The organism is Acidobacteriota bacterium (assembly GCA_016716905.1).
GTDB lineage: Bacteria > Acidobacteriota > Vicinamibacteria > Vicinamibacterales > SCN-69-37 > SYFT01.
Genome location: JADJUS010000022.1, coordinates 695976 through 722529 on the forward strand (window position 1 = coordinate 695976; position 26554 = coordinate 722529).

General features: G+C 65.2%; 20 protein-coding genes and 1 pseudogene. 8 read left to right on the plus strand and 13 right to left on the minus strand.

The features are described from left to right. Positions 1–116: 116 nt before the first annotated feature. The gene (locus IPL75_19030) at positions 117–2162 is read right to left on the minus strand and encodes a sulfatase-like hydrolase/transferase (GenBank protein MBK9242292.1); all 2046 of its coding nucleotides are present in this window, start codon (positions 2160–2162) and stop codon (positions 117–119) included. Positions 2163–2209: 47 nt separating this feature from the next. Beyond that, a pseudogene (locus IPL75_19035) lies at positions 2210–3644 on the minus strand (aminopeptidase P family protein). Between the two features lie 143 nt (positions 3645–3787). Between IPL75_19035 and IPL75_19040 the strand changes: the two are divergent. Both IPL75_19040 and IPL75_19045 read left to right on the plus strand, forming a co-directional pair. Then, positions 3788–4942, plus strand: coding sequence for a hypothetical protein (locus tag IPL75_19040; protein ID MBK9242293.1), 1155 nt, complete (start codon positions 3788–3790; stop codon positions 4940–4942). Beyond that, positions 4863–5453, plus strand: a complete 591-nt coding sequence (locus tag IPL75_19045; GenBank protein MBK9242294.1) for a hypothetical protein — start codon at positions 4863–4865, stop codon at positions 5451–5453. Before IPL75_19040 ends, IPL75_19045 begins: the two co-directional genes overlap by 80 nt. Positions 5454–5557: 104 nt before the next feature. Here IPL75_19045 and IPL75_19050 read toward each other — a convergent pair whose 3' ends face one another. Continuing rightward, complete coding sequence (locus IPL75_19050) at positions 5558–5815, minus strand: hypothetical protein (GenBank protein ID MBK9242295.1); 258 nt, start codon at positions 5813–5815, stop codon at positions 5558–5560. Between the two features lie 47 nt (positions 5816–5862). Between IPL75_19050 and IPL75_19055 the strand changes: the two genes are divergently transcribed. Continuing rightward, positions 5863–6777: a hypothetical protein gene (locus tag IPL75_19055; GenBank protein ID MBK9242296.1), complete on the plus strand. Its 915-nt coding sequence runs from the start codon at positions 5863–5865 to the stop codon at positions 6775–6777. Positions 6778–6789: 12 nt separating this feature from the next. Here IPL75_19055 and IPL75_19060 read toward each other — a convergent pair whose 3' ends face one another. From IPL75_19060 to IPL75_19095, 8 genes are all read right to left on the minus strand, one after another. Then, complete coding sequence (locus IPL75_19060) at positions 6790–7287, minus strand: hypothetical protein (GenBank protein MBK9242297.1); 498 nt, start codon at positions 7285–7287, stop codon at positions 6790–6792. A 9-nt stretch (positions 7288–7296) separates the two neighbouring features. Then, the gene (gene rseP / locus IPL75_19065) at positions 7297–8616 is read right to left on the minus strand and encodes an RIP metalloprotease RseP (protein ID MBK9242298.1); all 1320 of its coding nucleotides are present in this window, start codon (positions 8614–8616) and stop codon (positions 7297–7299) included. A 19-nt stretch (positions 8617–8635) separates the two neighbouring features. Continuing rightward, positions 8636–9811, minus strand: a complete 1176-nt coding sequence (locus tag IPL75_19070) for a 1-deoxy-D-xylulose-5-phosphate reductoisomerase (GenBank protein MBK9242299.1) — start codon at positions 9809–9811, stop codon at positions 8636–8638. Then, entirely contained in the window at positions 9808–10614 is an 807-nt protein-coding gene (locus IPL75_19075; protein MBK9242300.1) for a phosphatidate cytidylyltransferase, read from the minus strand. The genes IPL75_19070 and IPL75_19075 overlap by 4 nt, the downstream gene beginning before the upstream one ends. A gap of 3 nt (positions 10615–10617) precedes the next feature. Continuing rightward, positions 10618–11406: an isoprenyl transferase gene (locus IPL75_19080; GenBank protein MBK9242301.1), complete on the minus strand. Its 789-nt coding sequence runs from the start codon at positions 11404–11406 to the stop codon at positions 10618–10620. 42 nt (positions 11407–11448) lie between these two features. Further along, positions 11449–12180, minus strand: a complete 732-nt coding sequence (truA, locus tag IPL75_19085; GenBank protein MBK9242302.1) for a tRNA pseudouridine(38-40) synthase TruA — start codon at positions 12178–12180, stop codon at positions 11449–11451. A gap of 306 nt (positions 12181–12486) precedes the next feature. Continuing rightward, positions 12487–13065: an orotate phosphoribosyltransferase gene (locus IPL75_19090; protein ID MBK9242303.1), complete on the minus strand. Its 579-nt coding sequence runs from the start codon at positions 13063–13065 to the stop codon at positions 12487–12489. Then, the gene (locus IPL75_19095; protein ID MBK9242304.1) at positions 13047–15578 is read right to left on the minus strand and encodes a S9 family peptidase; all 2532 of its coding nucleotides are present in this window, start codon (positions 15576–15578) and stop codon (positions 13047–13049) included. The genes IPL75_19090 and IPL75_19095 overlap by 19 nt, the downstream gene beginning before the upstream one ends. A 136-nt stretch (positions 15579–15714) precedes the next feature. Between IPL75_19095 and IPL75_19100 the strand changes: the two genes are divergently transcribed. The 3 genes from IPL75_19100 to IPL75_19110 all read left to right on the plus strand — a co-directional run bounded on the left by IPL75_19100 (position 15715) and on the right by IPL75_19110 (position 19443). Beyond that, positions 15715–17316: a TolC family protein gene (locus IPL75_19100; GenBank protein ID MBK9242305.1), complete on the plus strand. Its 1602-nt coding sequence runs from the start codon at positions 15715–15717 to the stop codon at positions 17314–17316. Positions 17317–17578: 262 nt separating this feature from the next. Continuing rightward, on the plus strand, positions 17579–18346 hold the full coding sequence (locus IPL75_19105) for a glycosyltransferase family 2 protein (GenBank protein MBK9242306.1): 768 nt from the start codon (positions 17579–17581) through the stop codon (positions 18344–18346). Further along, positions 18343–19443 (plus strand): glycosyltransferase family 4 protein, encoded by a 1101-nt coding sequence (locus IPL75_19110; protein ID MBK9242307.1) that lies wholly within the window; start codon positions 18343–18345, stop codon positions 19441–19443. The genes IPL75_19105 and IPL75_19110 overlap by 4 nt, the downstream gene beginning before the upstream one ends. A gap of 209 nt (positions 19444–19652) precedes the next feature. Here IPL75_19110 and IPL75_19115 read toward each other — a convergent pair whose 3' ends face one another. After that, complete coding sequence (locus IPL75_19115; protein ID MBK9242308.1) at positions 19653–22409, minus strand: serine/threonine protein kinase; 2757 nt, start codon at positions 22407–22409, stop codon at positions 19653–19655. A 178-nt stretch (positions 22410–22587) separates the two neighbouring features. Between IPL75_19115 and IPL75_19120 the strand changes: the two genes are divergently transcribed. Then, entirely contained in the window at positions 22588–22920 is a 333-nt protein-coding gene (locus IPL75_19120) for a helix-turn-helix transcriptional regulator (protein MBK9242309.1), read from the plus strand. Between the two features lie 293 nt (positions 22921–23213). Beyond that, a complete protein-coding gene (locus IPL75_19125) occupies positions 23214–25553 on the plus strand; it encodes an ABC transporter permease (protein ID MBK9242310.1) in 2340 nt (779 codons plus the stop codon). Between the two features lie 105 nt (positions 25554–25658). On the opposite strand, the gene IPL75_19130 is transcribed toward IPL75_19125, so the two are convergent. After that, positions 25659–26516, minus strand: a complete 858-nt coding sequence (locus IPL75_19130) for a TIGR02757 family protein (protein ID MBK9242311.1) — start codon at positions 26514–26516, stop codon at positions 25659–25661. Positions 26517–26554 lie beyond the last annotated feature (38 nt).

Below are 26554 nucleotides of genomic sequence, written 5' to 3' on the forward strand. Positions count from 1 at the left end.
GGGGTTCTCCCCCGCCGGGCCTTTTTTTTCTGTGTACACGAAACGACCTCAGAGGTCGTTTTTATTTCCCCTCTCAAAATAAGAACGACCTCTGAGGTCGTTTCGTGTACCCACGCTCATTTGAACAAACGCTCGGTGGCGATGAGGCCGCGCGTCGTGGCATCCGCGCCACGACGCGCCGCCTCAATCCTCGCCGCCCGGTCCGGCTCGTTGAGCAACACACTCACCTGCGCGCGCTTGAACAGCGCCATCGCCCTCGCCGGATGCGTCGCCGACACCAGGTCCAGCGCCCGCCGCGCGTCGTCCAGACGACGGGCGGCGAGGTACAGGACGCCGAGCTCCAGGTGCTGCGCGAACGCCGCGCCCTGCGCGGCGCTCGCGCGCTCAAGCGCCCCAATCGCCACATCCGTCTGCTGCGCCCCCATCGCCACCTGGCCGAGCTGCACCAGCTCGGCCGCTGACGCCGGGCGCAGGGCGAACAGGCGCTGGCGCAGCGCCACGCTGTCGGCGAGCCGGCCCTCGCGCTCCCGCGCGAGGGCCAGCGCTTCAAGCGCCGGCACGCGCTCGGGCGACTCCGCCAGCACCTGCTCCAGGAGCGGCACGGCGCCGCGCCACTCGGCGCCGCGCGCCAGGTGCAGCGCCAGATACAGCCGCACGTCCTGAGACTTCGGCGCCAACTGGCCGGCGCGCCGAAATGCGTCCACCGCGAGCGCGTCCTTGCCAAGCGATGAATACGCCGTCGCCAAACGCATCGTGGCATCCAGATTGAAGGGGTCGGCGGCGAGGATCTGCTTGAGCAGCGGCACCACCTGTTCGTAGCGGCCCTGCACAAACAGCGTGGACGCCGCGTCGATCACCGGAAAGAGCTTCACCATGTCCGCCGGCCTGGGCGCATCGCGGCGCACCACCGGCGCGGTGGACCCGCTCACGTAGCCGAGGCTCGCCAGTTTCTGGCGCGCGTCGTTATCGAGCGGCGCACTTGACGCCGCCCCCGCATCGTCTACCGTCGGCACCGGATAGTCGTCGAGCACCGCCCGCACCGGCGCGGGCAATGACGCCGACGTGCCGAGCTCGCGCGTCTCGCCGGCGTCGGCCAGCACATCGTAAACCTCGATACGACCCGACAGGATTGCCTTCAGCGAGCCGGACACGGCCATGATCTGCGGTTGCCATCCCGCCTGCAGGAACGGCTTCATCGCTTCGCCGATCACCACTTCAGCGGTTGGCGTCGCCGCGCTCAGGCTTTCAGTCGAAGAGCGCCCCGCCCAGCCCGTCAGCGTATGGAAGATTCGACGCGTGCTCACCGGAGTGTCCGCAACTCCCGGCGAGACGCCCGCCCCCACCACGACCAGCGGCACCCGCATGGTGGACTGATACAGGAGTTGGCCGTGTTGCGGCTCGCCGTGATCACCCAGCCCCTCGCCGTGATCGCTTGCGACGACAATCGCCGATGTGCCACCTCGAGCAGCCACCCGCGCCTCGAACGCCTCTACCAATCGGCCTAATTGCTCATCCATCGCCGCCACTTCGGCGCGGTACGGGTCCTTCGGATAACGGCTGCGAAACGGCTCGGGTGGTTCGTACGGCGCGTGCGCGTCGAAGTAATGCACCCAGACGAACAACGGCTCCGGCCCGGACGCCTGCGACAGATGCGCCAGGGCGCGGTCTGTGGTCTCACGCGACGACCGCTCCGCGCGTCCGCCCGACAACTCATCGTCGTACACATCGAACCCGCGAGCGAGACCGAACCGTCGAGCGAGTACAAATGCAGACACAAAGGCGGCCGTGCGATATCCGGCGGCCTTCAGCGCCTCAGCCACCACCGGATGCGTGGCGGCGAGGAACCGCGCGTTCTCGTGGACGCCGTGCCCACCCGGATAAACGCCGGTCATCATCGAGGTGTGTGATGGCAGCGTCTCTGGCACGGTGGCGTAGGCCTGCGAGAACACGCGCCCGCGAGCGGCCAGGCGGTTGAACGCCGGCGTCTCTACGCCAATCGCGCCGGGCCCGATCGCGTCGGCGCGCGTGGTATCAAGGGTGACGAGAAGGATCGATGGCCGCGGCGCCGCGACGGGCGCGGGCGCGGTGGTGTCGCGGCCACAGGCGGCCGCGCCGAGCACGAACGCCACCGCAACAAAAAAGGAACGGGTGCAGCTCCTCACTTTCCACCTTCGCTCCTCCGGAGCTACGGCGGACAAGCCTAACTTCCTCACTTCCCAATTTTCCACAGGTCCGCGAGCCCGGGTTCTTTCATCACCTTCTCGATGTCGGCGATTTCCATCGGCAGCGGGCCCGACAGGTTTTCGTAGCCCGTGGCGGTGATGAGGATCGCGTCTTCGAGGCGGATGTAGATGCGTTCGTCGGGAATGGTGAGCGCGGGTTCGATGGTCAGCATCATGCCCGGCAGATAGACGCCGTCGAAGTTGGCGCCGGCCACATCGTGCGCTTCCATGCCGAGCCAGTGCCCAAACGAGTTGCGAGCCCGCGCGTAACCGGCCACAAAACGCTCGGCGGCCTCTTTGATCTTCGGGTCGGTAAACGTGAACGTCTCCATGATCGCGGTCATCTTTTTGTGCGCGTTCGCGAGCGACTCAGCGGCCGGCCCGGGCCGGATCGACGACATCAGCGCCTGGTACAACTTGACGTAGATGCCGTACATCTCGCGCTGTCTCGGAGAGAACGTGCCGTTGGCGGGGAACATGCGCGTGACGTCGGTGGTGTAGTTGGACACGTCGGGCGCGTAGTCCATCAGCACCATGTCGCCGTCCTCGAGCCGGCTTTGCGCGGCATGGTAATGCGGCCAGAATGCATTGGTGCCGGTCGCCACAAGCGCGTAGTAGCCAATGCCCTGTGCGTTGTGGCGTTTGAAGATGTAGTCAGCGATGGCCTCGATCTCGTACTCGTACATCCCGGGCTTCGCCGATTTCATCGACTCGAGAATCGCCAGGCTCGACAGGCGCGTGGTCTCGCGCATGATCTTGATCTCTTCGGCGCTTTTGATCATGCGCATGCGGTCCACGAACGGATCCAGATTCAGGATCTCGGACCTGGGCGCTGCGACGCGCAGCTTCTCGCGAAACACAGCGTCCTTAGACGCCCGGCCGTCCCACGGGTCAGCGGCGACCTCGCGCTCGTGGTTGGAAATGCGGTCGGGCGCCGCCGCGCCCAGTGACTCGCTCCGGAACGGGAAGTAGATCGACCGCCCTTCAGCCGCCACCGTCTTCACCACGCCGTCAAACGTGGCGCGATCCGCCACCTGCTCGATGCCCGTCAGTCGAGCCGCCTCGTCTCCCTGGGGCCAGCAGGGGTCCTTCAGACCGATCTGAAGCCGAGTTGCGCGCCGGCAGGAACAGCGTGGATGTCTTCGAGCGGCCGTCGATCAGCAGAATCGCGCGCGGCACCTCCACGCCGGAGAGATAGAAGAACTGCTTGCCCTGCTGGAACTTGGTATACGCCGCCGGCTCGGTGGCGCCCGCCAGAATGGCCACGCCATCCCCGATGGCGTCCATCACCTTGGCGCGACGCGCCTTGAACTCCCCGGGAGAGAACGCCTGGGTGAACAGCGGTTTGTCGGCTCCCAGTGGGAGCCAGGCCAATGCGACCATCGTCAGGACTACGCTCACTCGGATGAAGGTTCGGGGCATACGCGCGATTATAATCGTGGCCCAGAGGTTCCCTGACCAATGTCCCGATCCCTGCTTGCCCTCGCCATCGTCGCCGCCCTGCTATTCCTGGGCAGGCGCAACAGGCAGCGCCGCCGGCGCCGCAACCGCAGCCAGCAAAGCCGGTGTCCCTGCTCGACAGCCTCAGGACCGTCGCCGAGTCGTCGGAGTACCGATCGACGTCCACCTACGCCGAGGTGGTCGGGTTCATGAAAATTGTGGACGATGCGTCGCCGAACATCCGCGTCATCAGCTACGGCACCACGTACGAGGGTCGGATGATGCCGTTGGCGGTGGTGGGCACGGGCCTGAAGGACGCGAGCGCGGCCTCAGTCAAGGCCTCGGGCAAGCTGCGGGTGCACATTCAAGGCAACATCCACGCTGGTGAGGTGGAGGGCAAGGAAGCGGCGCTCGTCCTGCTGCGCGAGTTCGCGCAGGGCAAACACGCCGACTGGCTCGAGACGATGGTGTTCCTCATCACGCCGATCTTCAATGCCGACGGCAACGAGCGTTTTTCGCTGACCAATCGCGGCGTGCAGAACGGGCCCATCAACGGGCAGGGCACACGCGCCAACGGCCAGAACATCAACATCAATCGCGACTTCATGAAGCTCGAAACGCCCGAAGGCCGGGCGTTTGCGAAGCTCTGGAACGACTACGACCCGTACGTCGGGATGGACCTGCACACGTCTGACGGCTCCACGCACGGATACCACCTCACGTACTCGCCGCCGCTCAACCCCAACACCAACGCCGGCATCATGTCGATCATGAAGGACGAGTGGTTCCCGTTTGTGACCAAGGCCATTCGCGAGAAGTACAAGTGGGAGACGTTCTACTACGGCAATGCGAGCAACCCCGGGGGTGGCCGAGGCGGCCGCGGCGGTCAGGGTGCGCCTGGCGCGGGACGAGGCGGGCGGCGCTGCGGGCGCCACACCTCCTCCGGCAACGCCCCCACCGGCCACGCCTCCCGTGGCACAGCCGCAGGCGCCTGCCGTCCCGGCCGGTCCCAGGGCCTGGGGCACGTTCGAGCACGTGCCCCGCTTCCACAACAACTACGTCGGGATGCGCAACCGCTTTGCGCTCCTCAGCGAGGCGTACGCGTACGCGACCTTCAAGGACCGCATCCAGGCCACGAACTACTTCATCGAAGAGGCGATGAACTTCGCGCACCAGAACGTGGCGAAGATCCGGACCGCGGTGGACTCGGCCGATCGCGAAGCGCTGGCGGGCAAGACTCACGCCACGCGCGCGCAGATTCGCAGCGGCGGCATGGTTGAAATCCTGATGGGCGAGGTTGAAGACGAAAAGAATCCCATCAACGGCCGGAACATGAACCGCCGCAAGGATGTCATCAAGCCGGAACAGATGGTGGACCGCATGTGGTTTGAACCGACAACCACCGAGACGGTGCCGACCGAGTACTACATTCCGGCGGGCGCCACCAAGGCGCTCGACCTGCTGCGGGCCCACGGCGTGCAGATGCGGAAGACGACTGTGGCCACCAAGGGACTGGAACAGTTTTCGATCACGGCCAATACGCAGCGGCCGGCCACCAATTCGATCGATACCGGCAGCCACGGGCTCCGTACTCTGGACGGCACGTGGGCGGCCACCGACGTCACCGCCCCCATCGGCTCATTCGCCGTGGCGATGAACCAGAAACTCGCGCGTCTCGTGTTCTACCTCTTGGAACCGAAGTCCGACGACGGCTTGACGGCCTGGAACTACTTGGACGACGTGCTTGCGACGGAAGGCGTGAAGAGCTACCCCATTCTTCGCAAGAAGTGACACTTCCCGAAGTGCTGGGTGCTGGGTGCTGGGTGCTGTTGTGCTCGTGTGCTGAGGTGCTCGGCGCACGCCAGCACGCCAGCACGCCAGCACGCCAGCACAGATCAGGCGAGCTTCGCCAAGCGCTTCTCGACGTCCGCAATGGCGGCCTTGATCTGTTTCTGCCGGACGGGATGTTCGGTGGCTTCGAGCTGGCGGCGCAGTTCCGACAGTCCGAGCGTCAGAGACGTCACTTGCGCCTTTTTCACTGGATCAACCGGCGGTTGCGGCGACCGTTTCTCGCGTCGAGCGGCCTCTCGCTCATCGGCCAGTTCCTGAATTCTCGCGTCCGCGTCAATAAGGCCTTCGCCCGAATCACCCATTCCTCAAACATAGCAGAGGATCTTCCCGGTGGGATAGGATCGCGCGCATGGCGCGCATACTTTTTCTCCTACTGACGCTCGTAGTTGGCGGTCTCTCGGCCGTACTCACGGCCAGCATGCAGAATGCGGAGGCCACGTCCCTGCTGGGCCGGAAGCTCTCCACGCCTCCCATCGCGCCAGATGCGCAGGCGCGCATGGAGTCGCAGCTTGCGACCGCCGTGCAGGTATTCGAGACCAATCGCGAGGACCCGGATGCGCTGATCTGGGTCGGGCGCCGCACTGGGTATCTCTACCGGTTCCGCGAGGCGATCGGAATTTTTACTGAGGGGATCAAGCGCCACCCCACCGATGCGCGGTTCTATCGCCACCGCGGGCATCGCTACCTGACGATTCGTGAAATCGACCTGGCCATCGCTGACTTCGAGAAGGCGGTGACGCTCATCGCCGGCCAGCCGGATCAGGAGGAACCAGATGGGCAGCCCAACGTGCGCAACATGCCCACCAGCACCCTGCACTCGAACATCTACTACCACCTGGCTCTGGGTTACTACATCAAGAAGGACTTCAACCGCGCAGCCGACAACTGGCGGAAGGCCCGCGATGTGGTCCGCAACGCGGACAACCTGGTGGCCGCAAGCAACTGGCTGTACCTGTCGCTGCGCCGGGCCGGCAAGGCCGACGAAGCGGCCGCGGTGCTGTTGCCCATCGACGCGCGGCTGGACGTCATCGAAAACGGCAGCTATCACTCACTGCTGCTGATGTACAAGGGCGAGCGCACGCCGGAAGAAGTGCTGAAGGCGGCGGGCGAAGGGGCCAGCGGCACGTCGGCGCGTTACGGCGTCAGCGCCTGGTATCTCATCAACGGCAAGCGGCGCGAGGCGCAGCAGCTGTGGGCGACGATTCTTGCGGGAGAGGACTGGCCGTCGTTCGGCCACCTGGCGGCGGAAGCCGAAGCGCGGTAGCGATCCCACCCTTCAGCGAATGCGCTCGATCACGCGCACTTTGGGGGAGCCGCCGACGGCGACGGCGACGGGCTGCTTGGTCTTGGTTACCACCATCAGGGTGTTGATCTGCACGAAGGCGCTCTGGACCGACGTCCGGCTGCTCATCACCGACCGCCCGGCGCCAAAACCCGAGACGTTCTTGTCCGCGGCAATCACATAGATCGCGGGGCTGCCCTTCATTCGCATCGACCGAAGCTCCGGCACCAGCGCTTCGGGCAGGCCGCCCTGCACCAGTTCATCCCGGCCCAATTCACCGGCCGGATGAAGCACCACGATGTACCGGCCTTCCATTTTGATGTCGCAACTGGCGTGCACCATCGCGCGGGTGCCTTCGGCAGCCTTGATCGAGCGTTCCAGGCAGGTGGCCAGCCGCGTGGCCGGGTCTGAAAAGGGGTCGCAGTCGTACTGCGGCATCGAACTCATGGCGATCACCGCCAGCTTCAGTACGTTCGAGCGCCACAGGGACATGGGCAGGCGCTACCGGATCAACCGCACCACGTCGTTAAAGACCACAGTAACCATCAGCATGAGGATGAGCGCGAAGCCCGCAAAGAGGATCCGCTCCTTGACCTTCACGCTGAAGTCGCGACGGGCCAGGCCTTCGAGGGCGATGATCGTGATGTGGCCGCCGTCGAGGATGGGAATGGGCATCAGGTTCAGCAGGCCGAGCTGAAGACTGATCATCGACATCAGACCCAGCAGCGGGAGCCAGCCGAGCTGGGCCGTGGCGCCAGACATCCGCGCGATGCCCACCGGACCCACAAGGTTGTTGACCGGCGTCTCGGTGGTGAACAGCCCGGCGAGCGTGGTGACGGTCAACACCGCAGCTTCCCACGTCTGCGTCGCGCTCATGCTCATCGCCGTCAGCAGGTCCGGGTCCACGCGGCGGGTCTCCACCCCGGAAATCGACACGCCAATCACGCCAACGTCGCCGCTCTTTTCGGGCACGATGGCCAGGTCCTGCGCCACACCACCGCGCTCAATCGTGAACGTGATGGGCACGCCGGCGCTCTTCTGGATGCGCTCAATCACCTGCTCGCGCGTCAGTCCCCGCTCGCCCCCGATAGCGACAAGCACGTCGCCAGTCAGCAGACCGGCCTTCTGCGCGGGCTGGTCGGGCATCACCTGCGCCACCTGCGGCCGCACTCGGGGGCCGACCTTCAACTCGCCGAAATCGACAATGTCTCCCACGAGCTCCGGGGTGACCTTGATATCCAGGTACGAGCCGCCACGCTCGATGGCCAGCGTCAGCTCCCGGTTGGCCTTCGGCAGGACGGCCATGTCGAACTGGTCCCAGGTCTCCACCGCGGCGCCATTCACCCGCAGCACGCGGTCGCCCGCCTGCAGGCCCGCGCGCGCACCGGCCCCGTCGGCTGCCACGATGCCGATGACCGGCGGCGACGATCGGTACAGCGGCACATCGGCGCCCTGCGTCAGGATCGCGGTGGTCAGGATGAGCGCCAGCAGAATGTTCATGATCGGGCCCGCCAGATACACCTGGACTCGAACCCACTTGCTCTTGGAGAGAAACTCGGTCGGGTCCCCGGACGGCCCGTCCTCAGAGGTTTCACCCGCCAGCTTCACGTAGCCGCCCAGCGGGATGATGCTGATGCAGTACTCCGTGTCGCCCCGGGTGACCTTGACCAGCTTGGGCCCGAATCCCAACGAAAAGGCGAGCACCTTGACGCCGTACCACCGCGCCACCAGGAAATGCCCGAGCTCGTGGACGAAGATCAGGACCCCGAGCACAAACAGGAACGGCAGGATCGTCTCGAAGAACCCGATGATGTTGGCCATATGTGAAAACCCTGTAGGGCTATGACGATGGTAGCAGACCGGCGGTTTCAGCCGCATGGTGCCGGGCCCAGGCGTCGGTGGCCCTGACATCGGCCAATGAACGGGGCACGCTGGTTTCACGGCCAGCCGCCTCGAGCGCGCGTTCGATGACCACGGGAATTTGAAGGAACCCGAGCCGCCCTGTCAGGAAGGCCTCCACGGCCACCTCGTTTGCGGCATTCAGGACGGCGGGCCACGCGCCGCCGTGCTCGAGCGCGTCATACGCCAGCCGCAGGCACCGGAACCGGTCGGGGTCGGGCGGCATGAAGTCGAGCTGGCCCATCCGCGTCACGTCGAGCGCGGGGACCGGCGCATCCCAGCGATCGGGATACGAGAAGGCGTACTGGATTGGCAGGCGCATGTCCGTGACACCCAGTTGCGCGATCACCGACCCGTCACGCAGCTCCACCATGGAGTGCACGATCGACTGTGGGTGGACGACCACCGCAATCTGCTGCGGCGTCACGTCAAACAACCACCGCGCCTCGATCACTTCGAGGCCCTTGTTCATCAACGTGGACGAATCCACCGTGATCTTCTTCCCCATCTGCCACGTGGGATGACGAAGCGCATCGGCGGGCGTCACTCGCGCGAGGTCGTCGGCCGTCCACCCGCGGAATGGGCCGCCCGATGCGGTGAGAATCAGCCGCCGCAGTTCGCCGGCCGTGCGGCCGTGCAGACACTGGTGGATGGCGTTGTGTTCGGAGTCCACGGGCAGGAGCGACACGCCGCGGCTTCGCGCCGCATCGACCATGAGGGCGCCGGCCATCACGAGCACTTCCTTGTTGGCCAGTGCCACGGTCTTGCCGTGGTCGATGGCCGCGAGCGCCGCCTCGAGGCCCGCCGCACCCGACGACGCGCACAGGACCACGTCCACATCGGGATGTGTGGCGGCCGTGAGCAACCCCTGCGGGCCCGATTCGAGCGCTCCGGGCCGCGCACCGGGCGGCACCAGCGCCTTCAGGTCGGCCAGGCCCTCTTCTGTGGCGACGCTGACCAGTGACGGCCGGTACTTGCGCACCTGTTCGGCTAGACGAGAGGTGTTGTGACCGGCCGCGAGGGCAACAACCTGCAGGCGATCGGCGTGGGCGTCCACCACCGACAGGGCGCTCTGGCCGATCGATCCGGTGGAGCCGAGAATGGCGATGCGAATCATGCGGCGTACCGGCCAACATAAGAAAGGAACAGCAGGTACGCGGGGACGGCAAACAGATACGCGTCGATGCGATCGAGCACGCCGCCGTGTCCGGGAATCAGCGCCGAACTGTCTTTGACGCCCGCGCTGCGTTTGAGCAGCGACTCGAAGAGGTCACCCGTGATTCCGATGACGCACAACATCAGACCCAGGGCGATCCCCTCGAGAGGTGACACCACCTGGCCCCACACAGGCCCCAGGAGGGCGCCGGTAATGGCCGCGGCCACCAGACCTCCAACGGCGCCTTCAATCGTCTTGGCGGGGCTGATCGCAGGCGCCAGCTTCCGACGGCCGAATGCGCGGCCGGTGAAGTACTGCGCCGAATCACTGATCGCGATGGTCGCGATGAGGAAGATCACGGGGCGGGGGCCAAACACCACGTCGATCCACACGAGCGCGCCCATCGGAAGGCCCACATACAAAGGCGCCATCACCGTGACTGCCGCGGCGGTAATCATGGCCGGGGACGGCGGGCCTCCGGCCATCGTGACAATGCCGGCGCCCACCACCAGGGCCAGCAGCACCACGACAATCGCGGCACCGTTCGCCATACCGATGGGCACAACCGCACATGCGGCCATGGCCGCCACCGCGACGAAGAGGACAGGGACCGGAGCGCCGACTGCGGATGAGAAGCCGGCCACCTCGCCTGCGGCCAGTGCGGCGACGAGCGCGGCCAGGGCGAGCGTGGCCCACCAGGGCCCGAACCACAGGACCCCGCCGACGATCGCGACGAGTACGACGGCGCTGAGGACGCGGGTCACGCGTTAGTTTGTGACTCCGACCGGGTCCGACGACACAGCGCCGTAACGACGATCGCGCCGCTGATAGTCGGCCACGGCTTCAAGAAGGTGTCGCGCACGAAAGTCGGGCCAGAAGGTATCGGTCACCCAGATTTCCGCATACGCAATCTGCCAGAGCAGGAAGTTGCTCACGCGCATCTCGCCGCTCGTCCGGATCAGCAGGTCCGGATCGGGCTGCCCGGCTGTATAGAGGAGCGAAGAGAACACGTCCTCATCAAGCGCCTCTGGCGCGATGCCGCGGATAATCGCCTGCCGCGCCGCATCCACAATTTCGGCACGACCGCCGTAACTGAGCGCGATATTAAAGACCATCCCGGTATTGGTCGCGGTCCGGGCAACAGCAGCTTCCAGTTCTTCGCGCACGTCGGGACCGAGGCGGTCGAGCTGCCCGATCACGCGGAACTGGATGTTGTTCTTGAGCAGGGTTTTGAGTTCGGCCCGCAGGTAGTGCCGAAGCAAACCCATCAGCGCCGAGACTTCCGGCACCGGACGCTTCCAGTTCTCCACCGAAAATGCGTAGAGGGTGAGGACCGAGAGTCCGAGCCGCGCCGAGGTTTCCACGGTGTCGCGCACCGAGTCAATGCCGGCGCGATGCCCTTCCACACGCGGCAGGTGCCGTTCGGCGGCCCATCGGCCGTTGCCATCCATGATGATGGCCACATGTTTGGGTAAGCGGTCGAAGTCGAGCCGCCGCGAAATGGCCTCTTCGGGCGATCCCTTCGGCACGCCGGCCAGCACATCAGCGAGCGCCATGGAGCGAGTTTAGCCCGATGGCGCGGCTAAAGCCACGCCCTACTACGGGTAGTCCACCGAGACGAGCGTCAGCCCCTGCGCCGGGGCCGTATCACCCGCCTGCCCACGGTCCCGCGACTCAATGAGGGCGGCCATGGACGAGAGATCCCTGCGGCCGGCCCCCACCTCCACCAGCGTGCCGACAATGGCGCGCACCATGTGGCGCAGGAAGCCGTCACCGTGCACCTCGAACACCAGTTCGTCGCCGTTCACGCGCAGTTCGGCGCGATCGACCGTCCGGACCGTGTCGAGCACGTCGGAACCGCTGGACATGAACGCGGAAAAATCATGTTTCCCGATGAGCGCGGACGTGGCGGCCTGCATCGCGGGCACATCCAGCGGTTGCGGCGCCTGCCATACGTATCGATGCGCGAACGGCGACACCACTTCGCCGGTGGCAATGCGATAGCGGTAGGTCTTGCCGGTGGCGTCGAAGCGGGCGTTGAACCCTTCCGCCGCATCGGCCACGTCAAGCACGCGGATGTCGCGGTCCAGCTTGACGTTGATCGCCCGCCGGATCACGTCAACGGAATGCGCGGTGTCACACTCGAGTGACGCCACCTGCCCAAGCGCGTGCACGCCGGCATCCGTGCGCCCCGCGCCGAACAGCGGTCGCGCCGAGAACGGCTGCATCGCGTCTTCGATCGCCGCCTGGATCGTGGGACCGTTCTCTTGCCGCTGCCACCCGCAAAAGCGCGTGCCGTCGTAGGCGACGACCAGCCGCAGGACCCTCATGGATTTTCACCATGAAGGACATGAAGATCCATGAAGGGTGCGGCGTTGGGGGCCCGGCTCTGCCGGGGCCGCGCGATCGAAGGGACGTCACGCACGAGCACACGGCCTGGAAAAAGACGTCGGGTGTCTTTTTGGCGGCGGCAGGCAAAAAGACACCCGACGTCTTTTCCTCGCCCGGGTGTGTTCGTGCGTGACGTCCCTTCGATCGTGCGTGCCGCCGAAGGCGGCACCCAACGCCGCACCTTCTGACAGCCCCATAAAACCTCATGGATCTTCATGGAGCTTCATGGAGAATTCTTGTGATCCCTAAGCCCTTGACCCGGGCTTGGTCACGGGCTGCCCCGCCGCGCACAACGGGCACGACGCGGGATCGTACGTCGGCAACGCCAGCGCGACCAAAGCGCGGAACGGCACGTCGAGTGATGACGTGCCGCCGCTGCGGTCGATGATCGATCCCGCGCCCACGACCGTGGCGCCGGCCTGCCGTGCCACCACCATCGTCTCGCGCGTGGACCCTCCGGTGGTCACCACGTCCTCGATCACAACCACGCGGTCATCGGCCGACAGCGTGAAACCGCGGCGCAGCGTGAGGACGCTTTCCTGCCGTTCGGCAAAGATCGCGCGCACACCAAGGGCACGCGCCACTTCGTGACCGATGATCAACCCGCCGAGCGCGGGCGACAACACCACGGTGGGGTTCAGATCGCGCAGGGCGTCGGCCAGCGCGCTGCCCAGCGGCGCCGCATGTTCGGGATGCTGCAGCACAAGCGCGCACTGCAGGTAGCCTGAGCTGTGCAGGCCCGACGACAGCCGGAAGTGCCCTTCGTGGAGAGCGCCGGATTGGCGGAAGAGCGCAAGAACGTCAATCACCGGACGCCTCGCAATTCCTGTTCAAACAGCTTCAGGATGCGTTTGTATTCATCCGCCCAGCTGGTCTCTTCCGTGAAGGCATGGTTCTCCACCGGATACCCAGCCAACTCCCAGTTCTCTTTACGCAGTTCGATCAGCCGTTGCGCCAGTCGCACAGAGTCCTGGAAGAACACATTGGTGTCCACCATGCCGTGCAGGATCAGCAACCGGTTCTTGAGGCCGGCCGCATGGAAGATCGGCGAGCTCTTTTTGTACGCCTCGGGGTCGGTCTGCGGCGTGTTGAGGATGTTCGACGTGTAGCCGTGGTTGTAGTGCGACCAGTCGGTCACCGGACGCAACGCCGCGCCCGCCACAAACACCTCCGGTGTGGTGAACATCGCCATCAGGGTGATGAATCCGCCGTAGCTGCCGCCGTAAACGCCGATGCGCTTCGCGTCCACCTTCTCTGACGCGACCAGGAACTTCGCGCCATCAACGACATCTTCGAGATCCTTGCCGCCCATGAACCGGTAGATCCCCGTGCGCCAGTCGCGGCCGTAGCCAGACGATGCGCGGTAGTCGGGGTCGAGGACGACATATCCCTTCGAAGCGAGGATGTGATGGAACATGTACTCGCGGTAGTACGTGGACCAGTACTTGTGCGCGTTCTGCAGGTAACCCGCACCGTGCACGAAAATGACCGCGGGCTTCTTCGGGTCACGTTTCGCGCCCATCATCTCGGGCGTGTAGAGGCGGGCATACACGTCCTGCCCATCGCGCGCCTTGTAGGTGATGACCTTGGGGTCCATCCACTTGAAGGCCCTGAATTCATCAGACGGAGTCGTCGTCACCTGCACAGCCGGCGCACCGGCGGTGAAGGGCATCATGTGCAGTTCGGGAACCTTGGTGCTGTAAGAGTGGACGATGGCGAGCGAGCGCTCATCTGGCGAAATGGTGGCGTCGTTCGACCCGGTCATCGTGGTGATCTTCGTGCGTTCGCCGCCATCAACAGACATGGTGTAGAAGTGCCGTTCGCCGGGATGCACTTCGTTGGTCTGCAGGAACACTTTGGTGCGGTCGCGTGACAGCACGGCGTTGGTGACTTCCCACTTGCCGCTCGTGAGCGCCTTCGCGGACGGCTGCGCGGCGCTCATGTCCACCGAGTAGAGCTGCAGATAGCCGGTCTTCTCTGAGAGGAACAGAAAACGTTTGCCGTCGGCGAGCCAGGCGATGCCGGCGCCGCCGCCGAACGCACCACCGCCACCGATGCCCTGCTCGCGAATCCACGCATCATCGCGCTGGTTGTCGATGACGGTTGCCGCGCCTGTGGCCGGGTCCACCTTCACGAACCAGCGGTCCTTGTTGTCTGCAGCGCGTACCGCAATCACCGTATGCGCCCCATCGTCGGACATGTCGGGCGGTCCCCAGTTGACGATGCGGGGACCGGGTGTGGCACCCGGGACGGCAGACCACTCGCGGCCGGCAAACGGCGCGGCGTCGGCCCACACGTGTTTGTTTTCTTTCACGTCGAGAATCGCCAGCTTGCGCACGGGCGCCACGTCACCGACGTTGGTGCGGCCCGGAATCATTTCGGGGTACGCCGACTGCGTGATGTAGTTCGGCGTGTCCTGGCCGCGGGCCGACAGCGCCGGCGCTTCGTTGACGCCAATCCAGACAAAACGCTCGTCGGCTGACAGTTGAAGGTCAGCTGCTGTCTGTCGCTCCGCCAGCGTGAAGCGTGCGATCGGCGCGACCGGCGGCTGAGCACCGGGGGCACCGCCGCGTCCGCCACGACCGCCCTGGCGGCCTTCGGCCTGAGCGCGGAGGTAGTCCATCAACGCGAGTTCCTGTTCACGAAGCAGGCGCTGCGCCTCGGTCAGGGCTTCCGCCGCGCCGCCACCACCGGCGCGGCCGGCACCTCCGCCTCGTTGCCCGGCGCCACCGGCGCGCCCGCCGGCCGCGGCGGGAGCCGCCCCTGCGGCTGCACCTGCCGCCACAATGTCGGTCAATTGCTGGATGGTGGGCCCGGCCCCGGCGGCCAGGGACATGATGAAGAGATTGCCGTCGCGCTGGAACGTCACGGCCGTGTCGTTGCGGGCCCAGCGGGGATTGGTTTCCGCGACCGCAGTACGGGTCAGCAGACTGCGGGCACCCGAGGCCACGTCATACAAGACCAGGTCCCCGCCCTCGGCGTTGAGCAAGCGGCGGCCGGCCCGATCGGGACGACCAGCCTGGGGCACGTCCAGGTTGCGGCCTTCTTCTTCGGTCAACTGGCGCATCCCGGAGCCATCGCGATTCACGACGTAGGTTGACGACCGGGCGTCGCCGGCCTTCTGCCAGGTGAAGTAGGCCTTCGATGAGTCTTTGGACCAGCGAACGGCCGAGGGTGAGGCCCCCACCAACGCTGGTCCGCGCATGATGGAATCCACGGTCATGGGCATCACGACGGGCTTGGCGGCAGGGGCCGCGGGGGCGGCTGCGCGCTGGTCGGCGGCGAGCCAGGTACCGGTCAAAAGGACAAGGGCGGTGAGGGCTGTAAGTCGGCGCATGGTTTGCATTCTCAATGGCAATCAGTGGCAATTGCTTGCGAATATTGATGATACGTCCCTGGAGGCTCCGCGATCCGGGACAGGGTTGTCCCGGAAGCGGGAACAACTCTTTTGGCCGCGTAGTATAGACGGTAACGTGATTTCTGGAGAGATTGAGATGATGACTCGCAGCCCGTATTTCCTGATTCGCAGCGGTATTGTTGGCCTGGCCGTAATCGGGCAACTTGGGCTGACGCCCGATGTGGCGCTGGCGCAGACGACGCCGGCCGCGACGGCCCCGCAGGGACCGGTGCTGCCGTTGTCGATGAGCCAGGCCGAGGCCATGGCGCTTGAGTCGAATCTTGGCCTGAAGGCCGATCGGCTGGCCCCCGACATCGCGTCGGAGAATCTGGCTAGTGCGCGGTCGGCGTTCATTCCGATCCTCAGTTCGGCGTTCTCGCGCAGTTCAAGTGAGCGTGCCTCCACCAACGTGTTTGAAGGCAGCGCAACCTCGGTGACGAACAAGGGCGTGTCGATTAACACCACCGTGAACCAGTTCCTCCCCTGGTATGGGTCGAGTTTTCAGGTGCGGTGGAATGCGGGGCGCAATGAGTCGACCGAGGCGTTCTCGCGGTTCAACCCCACGCTGAACTCAGGCATCAACCTGGGCTTCAATCAGCCGCTGCTCGAAGGGTTCAAGATCGATAGCGCCCGGGCAGGCGTGCGGACGGCCGAGCGCAACCGGGTGATTGCCGATATTCAGCTCGAACAGGCGGTGGTCGTCACCCGCGTGCAGGTGCAGTCGGCCTACCTGACGCTGATCGGGGCGATCGAACGCCTGAAGGTGGCCCAGCAGAATCTGGACCTCGCTCGGGAATCGCTGCGCAACAACCAGTCGCGTGTCGAGGTGGGCACCATGGCGCCTATTGACGTCATCGAGGCAGAAGCCGAAGTGGCCAGCAACGAAGAGGCGGTCATCATCGCCGAGTCGTCGGTGGCTACGTCTGAAGATGCGCTCCGCGCGCTCATCTTTGAGCCGACGCGCCCCGACTACTGGCAGGTGCGCATCCAGCCGACCGACACGATTCAGATGCAGGCGGTGGACGTGAACGTCGATGCGGCCATCACCAACGCCCTCGCCAACCGCACGGACCTGCTGGTGGCAAAGCGCCAGCTCGAGAACACCGACCTCAACCTCGACCTCCTGCGCAACCAGACACTGCCGTCGGTAGACCTGCAACTCAGCTATTCGGCATCAGGCACTGGTGGCACGCAGAACAACTTCTCCAATGAGTTTCCGCCGGTCCTGATCAGCAGCAGCGAACGCGGCCTTGGCTCCGTGCTGGGTGACGCGTTCCGCAACACCAACCCCGCGTGGACGATTGGCGTCAACGTGGGCTACCCGGTGGGCAAGAGCAGCACGGAAGCCGCGTTGGCCACACGCCGGCTCGAGAAGCAGCGCGCGGAGATTGAACTGCGCGACGCCGAGTTGCAGGTGACCACGTCGGTGCGCGATGCGGGCCGCCAGGTCTCCACCAACTTCAAGCGCGTGCAGGTCACGCAGGTGGCACGCGAGCGCGCCCAGCGCCAGCTCGACGCCGAGCAGAAGCGCTTCGGCGTGGGCCTCTCGACGACGTTCCAGCTGCAGTCACGGCAGCGCGACCTGGCCACGGCGAAGATTCGCGAACTACAGGCGATCATCGACTACAGCCGCTCATTGATCACCTTCGAAGCGATTCAGAAAGCACCTGTTCGCTAACTTCGCAATGGCGAAATGGCACAAATGTCCGAAATGGCGAAGTGCGGACAAACCAATGCAGGGAAGAATCCTGGAATGTCTTTGCCCTCCAATGGTTGAATCTGCTGCTCCGGGGTCACTCTTTCATTGCGCGCCTTGGACATTCGAAGATTCTTCCCGGCATTGATCTGTCCGCACTTCGCCATTTCGGACATTTGTGACATTTCGCCATTACAGGCGAGGCGGCAAGACACCAGACGCGCCTCGTGGCTAGAATGCCCATGTGTCCCGCGTCTCCGCCATCGTCATCACCTTCAATGAGGCGAGCAATGTCCGAGAATGCCTCGCGTCCCTTGCGTGGGCGGATGAAGTCATCGTTGTAGATAGCGGCAGCACCGATGGCACGGCGGATTTGGCGCGGATTGCTGGGGCCAGGGTCATTGTGCGCGACTGGTCGGGGTACGCGGCGCAGAAGGACTTCGCGGCCTCGCAGGCGACCCATGACTGGATCCTGTCGGTAGACGCCGACGAACGGGTGACGCCCGAACTGGCCGCCGAGATTCGACGCGCCCTCGAGCAACCTTCGGATCGTGTGGGCTATCGCGTGCCCCGCATCACCTTCCACCTCGGCCGCTGGATTCGCCATACCGACTGGTACCCCGACTATCAGCTGCGTCTGTACGACCGGCGTCAGGCAAGCTGGGCGAAGCGGCTCGTCCACGAATCGGTCACCGCGCGCGGCCCCGTGGGTCAGCTGTCGCACGACCTGCAGCACTACGCGTACCGCGACATCAACCATCATTACGAGACGATGCAGCGGTATACGACGCTGGCGGCATCGCAGATGGCCAGTGAGGGCCGGAGGGCGGGGCTCTTCAGCGTGCTCTTCCACCCGCCCGCGGCGTTCCTGCGCAACTACGTGCTCAAGGCCGGCTTCCTCGACGGCATGCCAGGCCTCATCATCTCGGCCATGAACGCGCATTACGTCTTCCTGAAATTTGCAAAGTTGTGGGCGCTGCAAGTGGCGCTGACGGGAGTGAAGAAGGATTGACCTCCGTCCACCTCGACACGGCCCGGACCTGGCGAGGCGGGCAGAATCAGGTGCTGCTGACGGTCACCGGCCTCTGCGAGTTGGGGCATCCGGCCGTGCTCGTGGCCCAGGGCAGCGGCGAACTGTCACGCCGCGCGCACGAGGGCCTGCGCACGGTGGCGCTGAACCCGGCCGGCGAATTCGACGTGCAGGCGGGATGGCAGCTGCACCGCGCGCTGCGCACGATCAAACCGGACGTGGTGCACGTCCACGATCCGATGGGCGTCGCCCTTATTGCGATGGCGCTGAAGATGCAGCCCCGCCTCGCTCCCCGCCCGCTCATCGTCGCATCGCGCCGCGTCGATTTTCACCTGAAGCGGAATGCGTTTTCACGATGGAAGTACAGACACATCGATGTGTTCATCGCGGTGTCTGGGGTCATTGCGCGCATGCTGGTGGAGGACGGGATTCCCGCCGAGCGCATCGAGGTGGTGCACGACGGCGTCAACATCAGCGCCATCGACAAAATCGAGGTTGAGGACGTCCACAAGGCGTTCTTCCTGCCGCACGGCGCGCCGATCGTGGGCAACGTGGCGGCACTGGTGCCGCACAAGGGCCAGAAAGTGCTGATCGAGGCTGCCGCGCTGGTCACGCGCCAGGTGCCCGATGCGCGGTTCGTGATTCTCGGTGAGGGTGAGCTGCGCGACCCGCTCGAACGCCAGGTGAAGGAACTGGGACTGGAACGTCACGTGTTCCTGCCAGGGTTCCGCGCCAACGTAATCGCGCTGCAGAAGTCGTTCGATATCTTCGCGATGAGTTCGGTCACCGAAGGTCTGGGTTCATCGATGCTGGACGCGATGGCGTGCGGCGTCCCCGTGGTCGGCACGCGCGCCGGGGGCATTCCCGAAGCGATTGAACACGGCCAGAGCGGATTGCTCGTCCGTCCCAACCATGCGGACGAACTGGCCGCGGCGCTTGTGGATCTGCTCAAGAACCCGGCGCTCCGCGCACAACTCGGCGCCGCCGGCCGCCGGCGCGTGGAGCAGGAGTTCAGTGTGGAAAAGATGGTGGAAGGCACGCTCGCGGTGTACGAACACCGTCTTGGGGCGCGGCGTTAGTGCAAGAGCTATCACCATAAAGGGCCATGAAGATCCATGAAGGGCGCGGGGTTGGGGGCCCGGCTACGCCGGGGCCGCACGATCGAAGGGAAGCCACAAACGAGCGTAGCGGACCAAAACGACCTACGTTCGTTTGTGGCTTCCCTTCGATCGCGCGTGCCGCCGAAGGCGGCACCCAACCGCGCGCCTTCTGACACTGCCTTAAAACTTCATGGAGCTTCATGGTGAACAAGCTCTGCCTGACGTGATCGCGTCATCACAAAACCTGTGATGGCGATGGCCGCCACCAGTGCGAGGGCGACGAGGCCAGTCTCGAAGTAGGGACGATCGGACGCGAGCGTGATCGCGACGCCCCACGTCCAGAAGTGGCAGAAGAACCCGATGAAGCCGGCGAAGAGGCCGAAGCGGAAGATCACGCCGAGGATGATCACGACCAGGATCACACCGAACACCAGGTCAAACGCCAGCAGGCCTGACTGAAACTGGCCGCGCGCGGCCAGCGGTGAAAAGAGCATGGTCGCCACCGTGAACGCGACCCAGGTCCGGCCGAGCGGCGGCCACAGGCGTTGGAGCGCGGCGCGCAGCAACGCGAGACCCAGCACGCCCAGCATGGCGTTTTCCATCGCGCCGGAGATCTGGAAAAACACGCGGGCGATCAGCGCGCGTGTCCCAAGGAGCATGTCGGCCGTGTGCGGCGCAAAAGGCGGCCACGACAACCACTCGGGCGCGAGGTGAAACACGTACGAGATCACGGTCATCGCCAAACCGCAGGCCGCGCCGACGAGCAGGTCGCGGCCGACCATGCCGTCACGGTAGCGGCCGCCGAGCAGGCGCGTCCAGGTGATCAACATGTGCGGCCAGGTTTTGCGCACGTACGGCTCGGCCGCCAGATAGAACAGCCACATGGTGGCCGCGCCAAACAACGTATGACCGGCAGCCGCGAACAACCTCTGTTGTTCAATGCCGACATCAGCCACGTGATGGGCGGCGAAGAACCAGCCGCCAAGTGTCGCAATCGCCGCAACGGCCGCCAACCGGATCGCACCGCGGCGGTCTCCGCGTCCTGCGCGCCAGTTGGCGCGAGCCACAATCGCGGCTGCCACCATCAGCGCCGGCCCAACCAGAAGCGCGAGCAAGGCGATGGCCTTCACGGCACCACCGGGTGCCGTGTCTGCCTCGCTCTCGTTCCATGGGCCAAACGTACGAAAGTAGACCGGGCTCCCCAGGTATGACCCGGCTTCAATCCGGAGGGACGCCTCCGGGAGTCCGGGCCACGTGCCGAGCCAGGCCAGTCTCGTGTCGGCGAACGCGCGTGGGCTGTAGGTGGGAGCCGCCGCGGTGAGGCGAACAGCGCTGAGCCCCGCCGCTTCGAAGAACGAATCCCACGTCACGATCGGCGCACCAGGCCGCGCGTCCGGCGACAACTGCGGTGGCAGTCGCTCAAACGACAGCAGCTGTCCTTTCAGGTCGAGGACAATCAAGCTCATCCCGGTCATCGCTGACGGAGGATCGGCCACGCTCACCGCGTTTCCTGAGGGCACGAGCAGCGTGGGACTCGACCGATACCAGAAGACCATCGCGGGAGGACTGCCGCTCCGGAGGATCGCCGGTAGATCAGCCGGACCCTTTCGCCCACGAATCCACGAAAGAAATTCGCTCCGCTCCTGAATGCCCCACGCCCGATCCCCTGGGTCGGGGAACCCAAAGGATTTTTCCAGGTCGCGCGCGCGGTCGAATAAGGTCGACGGAGCCCGATCAAACGGTATCTGTGCGTTCAACGTCAGCCGGCTGGCGAGCATGGCGGTCAACACCAGCAGCACGATCGACGCGGTCAGCCACGCGCCACCGGCCCCGAACGTCAGCGCCGTGCTGTCGTCACCGGCGGCGGCCACCATTTGAGGCGATGGGGTTTCACCCGCGGCAAGCGCGGCTGCGAGTGGATCGCCTCCGGGAAGCGCCGCTGAGACGGCCATCGCGGACGCCGGCCGATCCGCCGGATCGGCCGCAAGACAGCGCATGATCGCGCGTTCGATGGCCGGGTTCAGTCCCGGCACAAGCGCCGACGGCGGCACGATCGCGCGGTTCTGGTGCTGCTCCACCAGGTCGCCCAGCGTCTTGGCCGTGAACCCCCGCTTGCCTGTAAACAGTTCGTACAACACCAACCCGAGCGCGAACACATCACTGAGCGCCGTCACGCCGGTACCGCCGAGTTGTTCCGGCGACATGTACGCCGGCGTACCGGCACGGACGTCGGTGACCGTCCCGATCGCCGCGAGACTGAAGTCCATCAGCCGCACCTGGCCGGTGCTGTCGAGCATGATGTTTGCCGGCTTCAGGTCGCGGTGAATCACACCGCGCGTGTGTGCCGCCGACAGGCCCGCACAGATCTGCCTGGCGATGTCGAGCGCCTTGTCTTCGGGCAGCCGGCCGATCCGTCGCAGCAGTGATGACAGATCCTCACCGTCGACATACTCCATCGTGATGAAGAGCTGCCGAGTCCCGTCGGTGACCGCCAGATCGCCGATGTCGTACACGCGGCACACGTTGGGATGCGACACCTGCCGCGCCGTGCGCACTTCGTTGTGAAACTGCATCAGCCGCTGCGGATCACTGGCGAGCGAGGCGGGCAACAACTTCAACGCCACCTGCTGCCCCAGTCGCAGGTCATCAGCGCGATACACCTCGCCCATGCCGCCGCGTCCCAGGAGTCCGATGACGCGATACCTGTTGTCGATCACCGTGCCTGGCGCAAAGCGCCCGTGGTCAATCGACCCAGCCGAGCTGAGCCAGCCCTGCCCCGCCCCCCCTGAGCGGGAAGAAGCAGATCCTGATCCCGATGGTGAAGGCGTTGCAGGTGTTGCCAGCCGGGTCGTCTCCGGCGCCAGCGTCGTCAAATCGGTGTCCGCACCGCAGGACGCGCAGAAGCGTCCGTCAGGTACGGTTGCGTGGCAGGCAGGGCACGTCACGACGCCATTCTAGTAGCAGGCACCGCGCGCAGATCACCGGGGCCGGCAAATGCCCTGAAGCGGACACTGTGTATCGCGCCTCGCTGGGTCTCAAGGCCGCGACCAGAAGGGGCAGTCGGCTTGCCATACCGAAGTCTCTATTGTAGACTCCGTCGAAGTCGACAACGGAGACTTCGACATGCCCAGCCCCATCTTCCTCGGCGAGTTTGAACAACTCGTCCTCATCGGCATTCTCAAACTCAGCGATGACTGCGGCGTGCTGGCCCTGAAGGCCTCACTCGATGCCATTGCCGGCCGACCCGTTTCGCGCGGCGCACTCTATCGCACCCTCGACCGACTGGCCGACAAAGGGTGGATCGACTGGACCATCGACGACCACGTGCGGCCCGAGCGTGGCGGGCATCCCAAACGGCAACTCCGCGTCACGAAGCCGGGAGTCGCCATGCTGAAGGCGTCACGCAAGACCCTGCTCCAGCTGTGGCGCGGCGTTGAGAAGGAACTCGGCTCGTGACCCCGCAATTGCCAGCGCCGCCGCGTATCGCTTGCTGGCTGCTCGCAGCCGTGCTGCCCGATGATGTGGCAGGCCGAAGTATTCAGGGCGATCTCATAGAGGAATTCCACGGCCGTCCGGCAGGCTGGCGTCGTCGAATCTGGTTCTGGAGAGCGGCGATTGGGCTCGTCGCCCGCTATGCACCCGCGCGACCATTCCGGGCGAGCACCACTCGAGGCCGGAGTTCGGGGCATTGGCGGCGCGATGTCCTGTACGCGGTCCGACTTCTCGCACGCAGACCCTTGCATACCGCGGTGTCCGTCCTGGGACTCGGCGTAGGGCTGACCGCCACGGTGACCGTGTTCTCCTTTTTTAGTGCCGCGTTGGGCGACCCACCCGGAGTTGTCGGTGCGAAAACGCTCGCCGTCGCCCGATTCGTCGGAGTTCAGACGGCGACGGGCTCCAGCGGCCGGTCGTTCACGCCAGCAGAGGTGGCGATTGCCTTGAGGGGTATCCCGGGACTCGATAACACCGCAGCATTCGGCACCAAATCCGTCACGATTCAGGTCGGCGCCGAGACGCAGAGCGTATTTGCGAAGTTCGTGTCGGCAACGTACTTCACGGCTCTCGGCACTCAGCCACTCGAGGGGCGCGTGCTGGGAACCGAAGACGATCGGGCCGACGCCAGCACCGTCGTGATTTCCGAGCGCCTCGCGCAACGGCTGTTCGCACGGCCGCGGGAAGCGCTCGGTACGGTGCTGCGCGTCGCCGATCGCGATCTGCTCATCGTTGGAGTCCTGCCCGACCGATTCGCCCGAGTCTTTTCTCCCGGGCTGAATGCTGCGCCGGATGACGCCGTGTACGTTCCTCTGGCACTCCACGGCGGTTGGCCCGCGTCGGACCCGTCGCTCGGCTGGCTGACCCTTGTTGGCCGGCTTCAAGACGGGTTCACCGAACGCGACGTGAACGCTGCCGTCGGTCCGGTCGCACAAGCGATCGAGACCGCGCGGTCGGCGCCAGGCCGGGTCACGATAGCCTTCGACAACTTCCTGTTCGGATTCGGTCCTTCGGCTCTGTTGACGTTCGCAAGCCTCTGCCTGGCGGCGCCGATCCTGTTGCTGGCCATCGGCTGCGCCAACGTCGCCAACCTGCGACTGGCTCAGGCGACAGAGAGAGCCCGTGAGATTGCGGTGCGTCATTCGCTGGGAGCCACCCGGGGCGACATTGTGCGCCTGCTGGTGTTGGAATCGGCGTTGATATCGCTCCTGGCGATGCTCTTTGCCTGGTCCGGCACACACGTGTTGCTACTCCAGTTCGCGGCGATGCTGCCAATCGCGGTGCCTCTTGACTGGACGGTCGCGGCGTTCGCGTGTCTCGCTGCGGTCGCGGTGACTATCTGCTCGGGGCTGATCCCGGCGTGGCTCGTCACAGGCCGTAATACAGAGCGGCAACTGAAGCAGTCCGGGGCGGGCGGCGGGTACGCGCGCACGCGCCTTCGTCACTCGCTGGTCGTCATCCAGATCGCGCTCTCGGTCACGCTGTTGACGATTGCCGCGCTGTTCGTGCGGACAGTACAGGAGATTTACGGACGGCAGCCAGCCGTCCTCGAGCAGATACTTGTCGCACAAATTGACTTGGCCAACGGCGCTGAGCCGAAGGACCCCGGACTCACGGCGCGATTCGAGGAAGGGCTTCTGAAACGCCTCGGTCCAGATCCTCGGGTGCAGGGAGTCGGTCTGTTGTTTGCGACGAGCCTCTACAGCGGTGGTGGCCCGGCTTACTGGCTGGCCGGCGAATCGCGCCGCGATTCTCAGACTACCGCGCTCCACCGCGTGACGCCGTCGTGGTTCATGGCGATGGACCTGGCGCCGCTCACGGGCCGGCTGCTCCAATCCGGTGATGAACCCGACGTGGCGGTGGTGAACGAAAGTCTGGCGGCATCGCTTGGTCCGGGCGCACCGGTCCTGGGCGCAACGATTCAACTCAGTCTCACAGGTGATGGCAGGCCGCCGACGCCGGTCACCATCGTAGGGGTCGTTCCTGACAGCGTCCGGGTGATCAATCGCCCACTCCGTCCGAGGCCGATTCTCTATCTGGCCCCGCCGACACCGATGCCTGCGCGCTTCACGATTGCCGTGCGTACCAATCGTGTCGACGACGTCCTGCGCGACCTTCCGCATACGCTCTCGGAGATTCAGCCAGAACTCACCTGGCGCGGCCTGGAGACGGCGGACAAAGCGATTGCGCGCGGCGCGGGGCCTTTCAGGTTTTTCGCAACCGGGATGGCCGCTCTTGGCGTGGTGGCTCTCCTCGTCGCCGGCGTCGGCCTGTTCGCCGTGACGGCGTATCTGGTGTCCCTGCGAACCCGGGAGTTCGGCGTACGGATGGCGCTCGGCGCACGGAAAGGCGATGTCGTGAGGCTCGTCCTTCGGCAGGTCGGTCTTGTTACGGCAGCGGGGCTCGGTCTCGGTGTTGTGCTCACGGCGCCCGCCGCCAACATGTTGCGGTTCCTGTTCCTCGGGTTGTCGCCAACCGATCCCGTGGCCATCGTCTCAATCGTGGTGCTGTTGGGCGGAACCACGATTCTTGCTGCGATCCTGCCGGCTCGACGTGCCGCCACCATCGATCCGGTGCGCGCCCTTCGTGTGGATTAAAGCGGTTTCGACATGCGTGTAGCCGGACCTGAAGGTCCGGCCTCCTTCCGGAAGGAGGCCGGGTCTTCAGACCCGGCTACGCACATGTCGAAACCGCTCTATAGATCACCGGGGCCGGCAAATGCCCTGAAGCGGACACTGTGTATCGCGCTGCTTCGTCTTGTAGCCGCACGCGCCCATCATGCTGAGGTGGCAGAGCGAGAAGTCATAACGCACGGGGTCGATCGGGTCGAGCGCGCGCAGTGATTCTGTGATGTCGGCGGCCATCTTCCAGCCCGGCGAAGCACGCTTGGTCAGTCGCAGACACGACCCCGCGCGAATGGTGTGCGTATCCAGCGGGATGACGAGCTGGCCCGGCAGCGGTGTTTTCCACCCGCCAGGATCGACGCCGTCCGTGCGCACCATCCAGCGAAGAAACAAATTGAGGCGCTTGCAGGCGCCACCGCTTGAGGGCCGGCTGAAGAAGAAGTACACCCCTGGCGCCTTCGGCACTTTGCCGTACGCGGGCTTCAGGTCGATGGCCCGAGCGCGGGTTGAAAACGACTCCAGCGAGTCGGACACATCGGCCGCGTCCGCCGACCACCCCTTAGCGAAGTAGGCTTCGAGCGACCCGGCCTCATCGAGCATCTGCCGAAGGATCCACAGGAGCGCGACAAGGTCGCGTCCCTTGATCCACCGATGCACCAGTGGCAGCAGTGCGGCGCCATCGCGAGCGGGCTCAAACCTGCGCACCGCCTTTGCCGGCGACGGCCCCAACACCTGACACACGGCTTCGATGGACGCAACAATCGACGCCACGCGGCCAAACGCAAGTCCGGCCGCGATGAACGCCACGATCTCGCGATCGTCGAGCCGCTCGTACCGCCGCACAACCTGGATGGGATCAAACGCCGACTCGGGATGGTTGAAGTCGGCGTAGAGGCGGTTCAAGCGAGACTGAAAGTCGCTGGGACGTTGGCGCATAAGGAAACAGCCTCGGGCTTGAGGAACAGCCCGAGCTA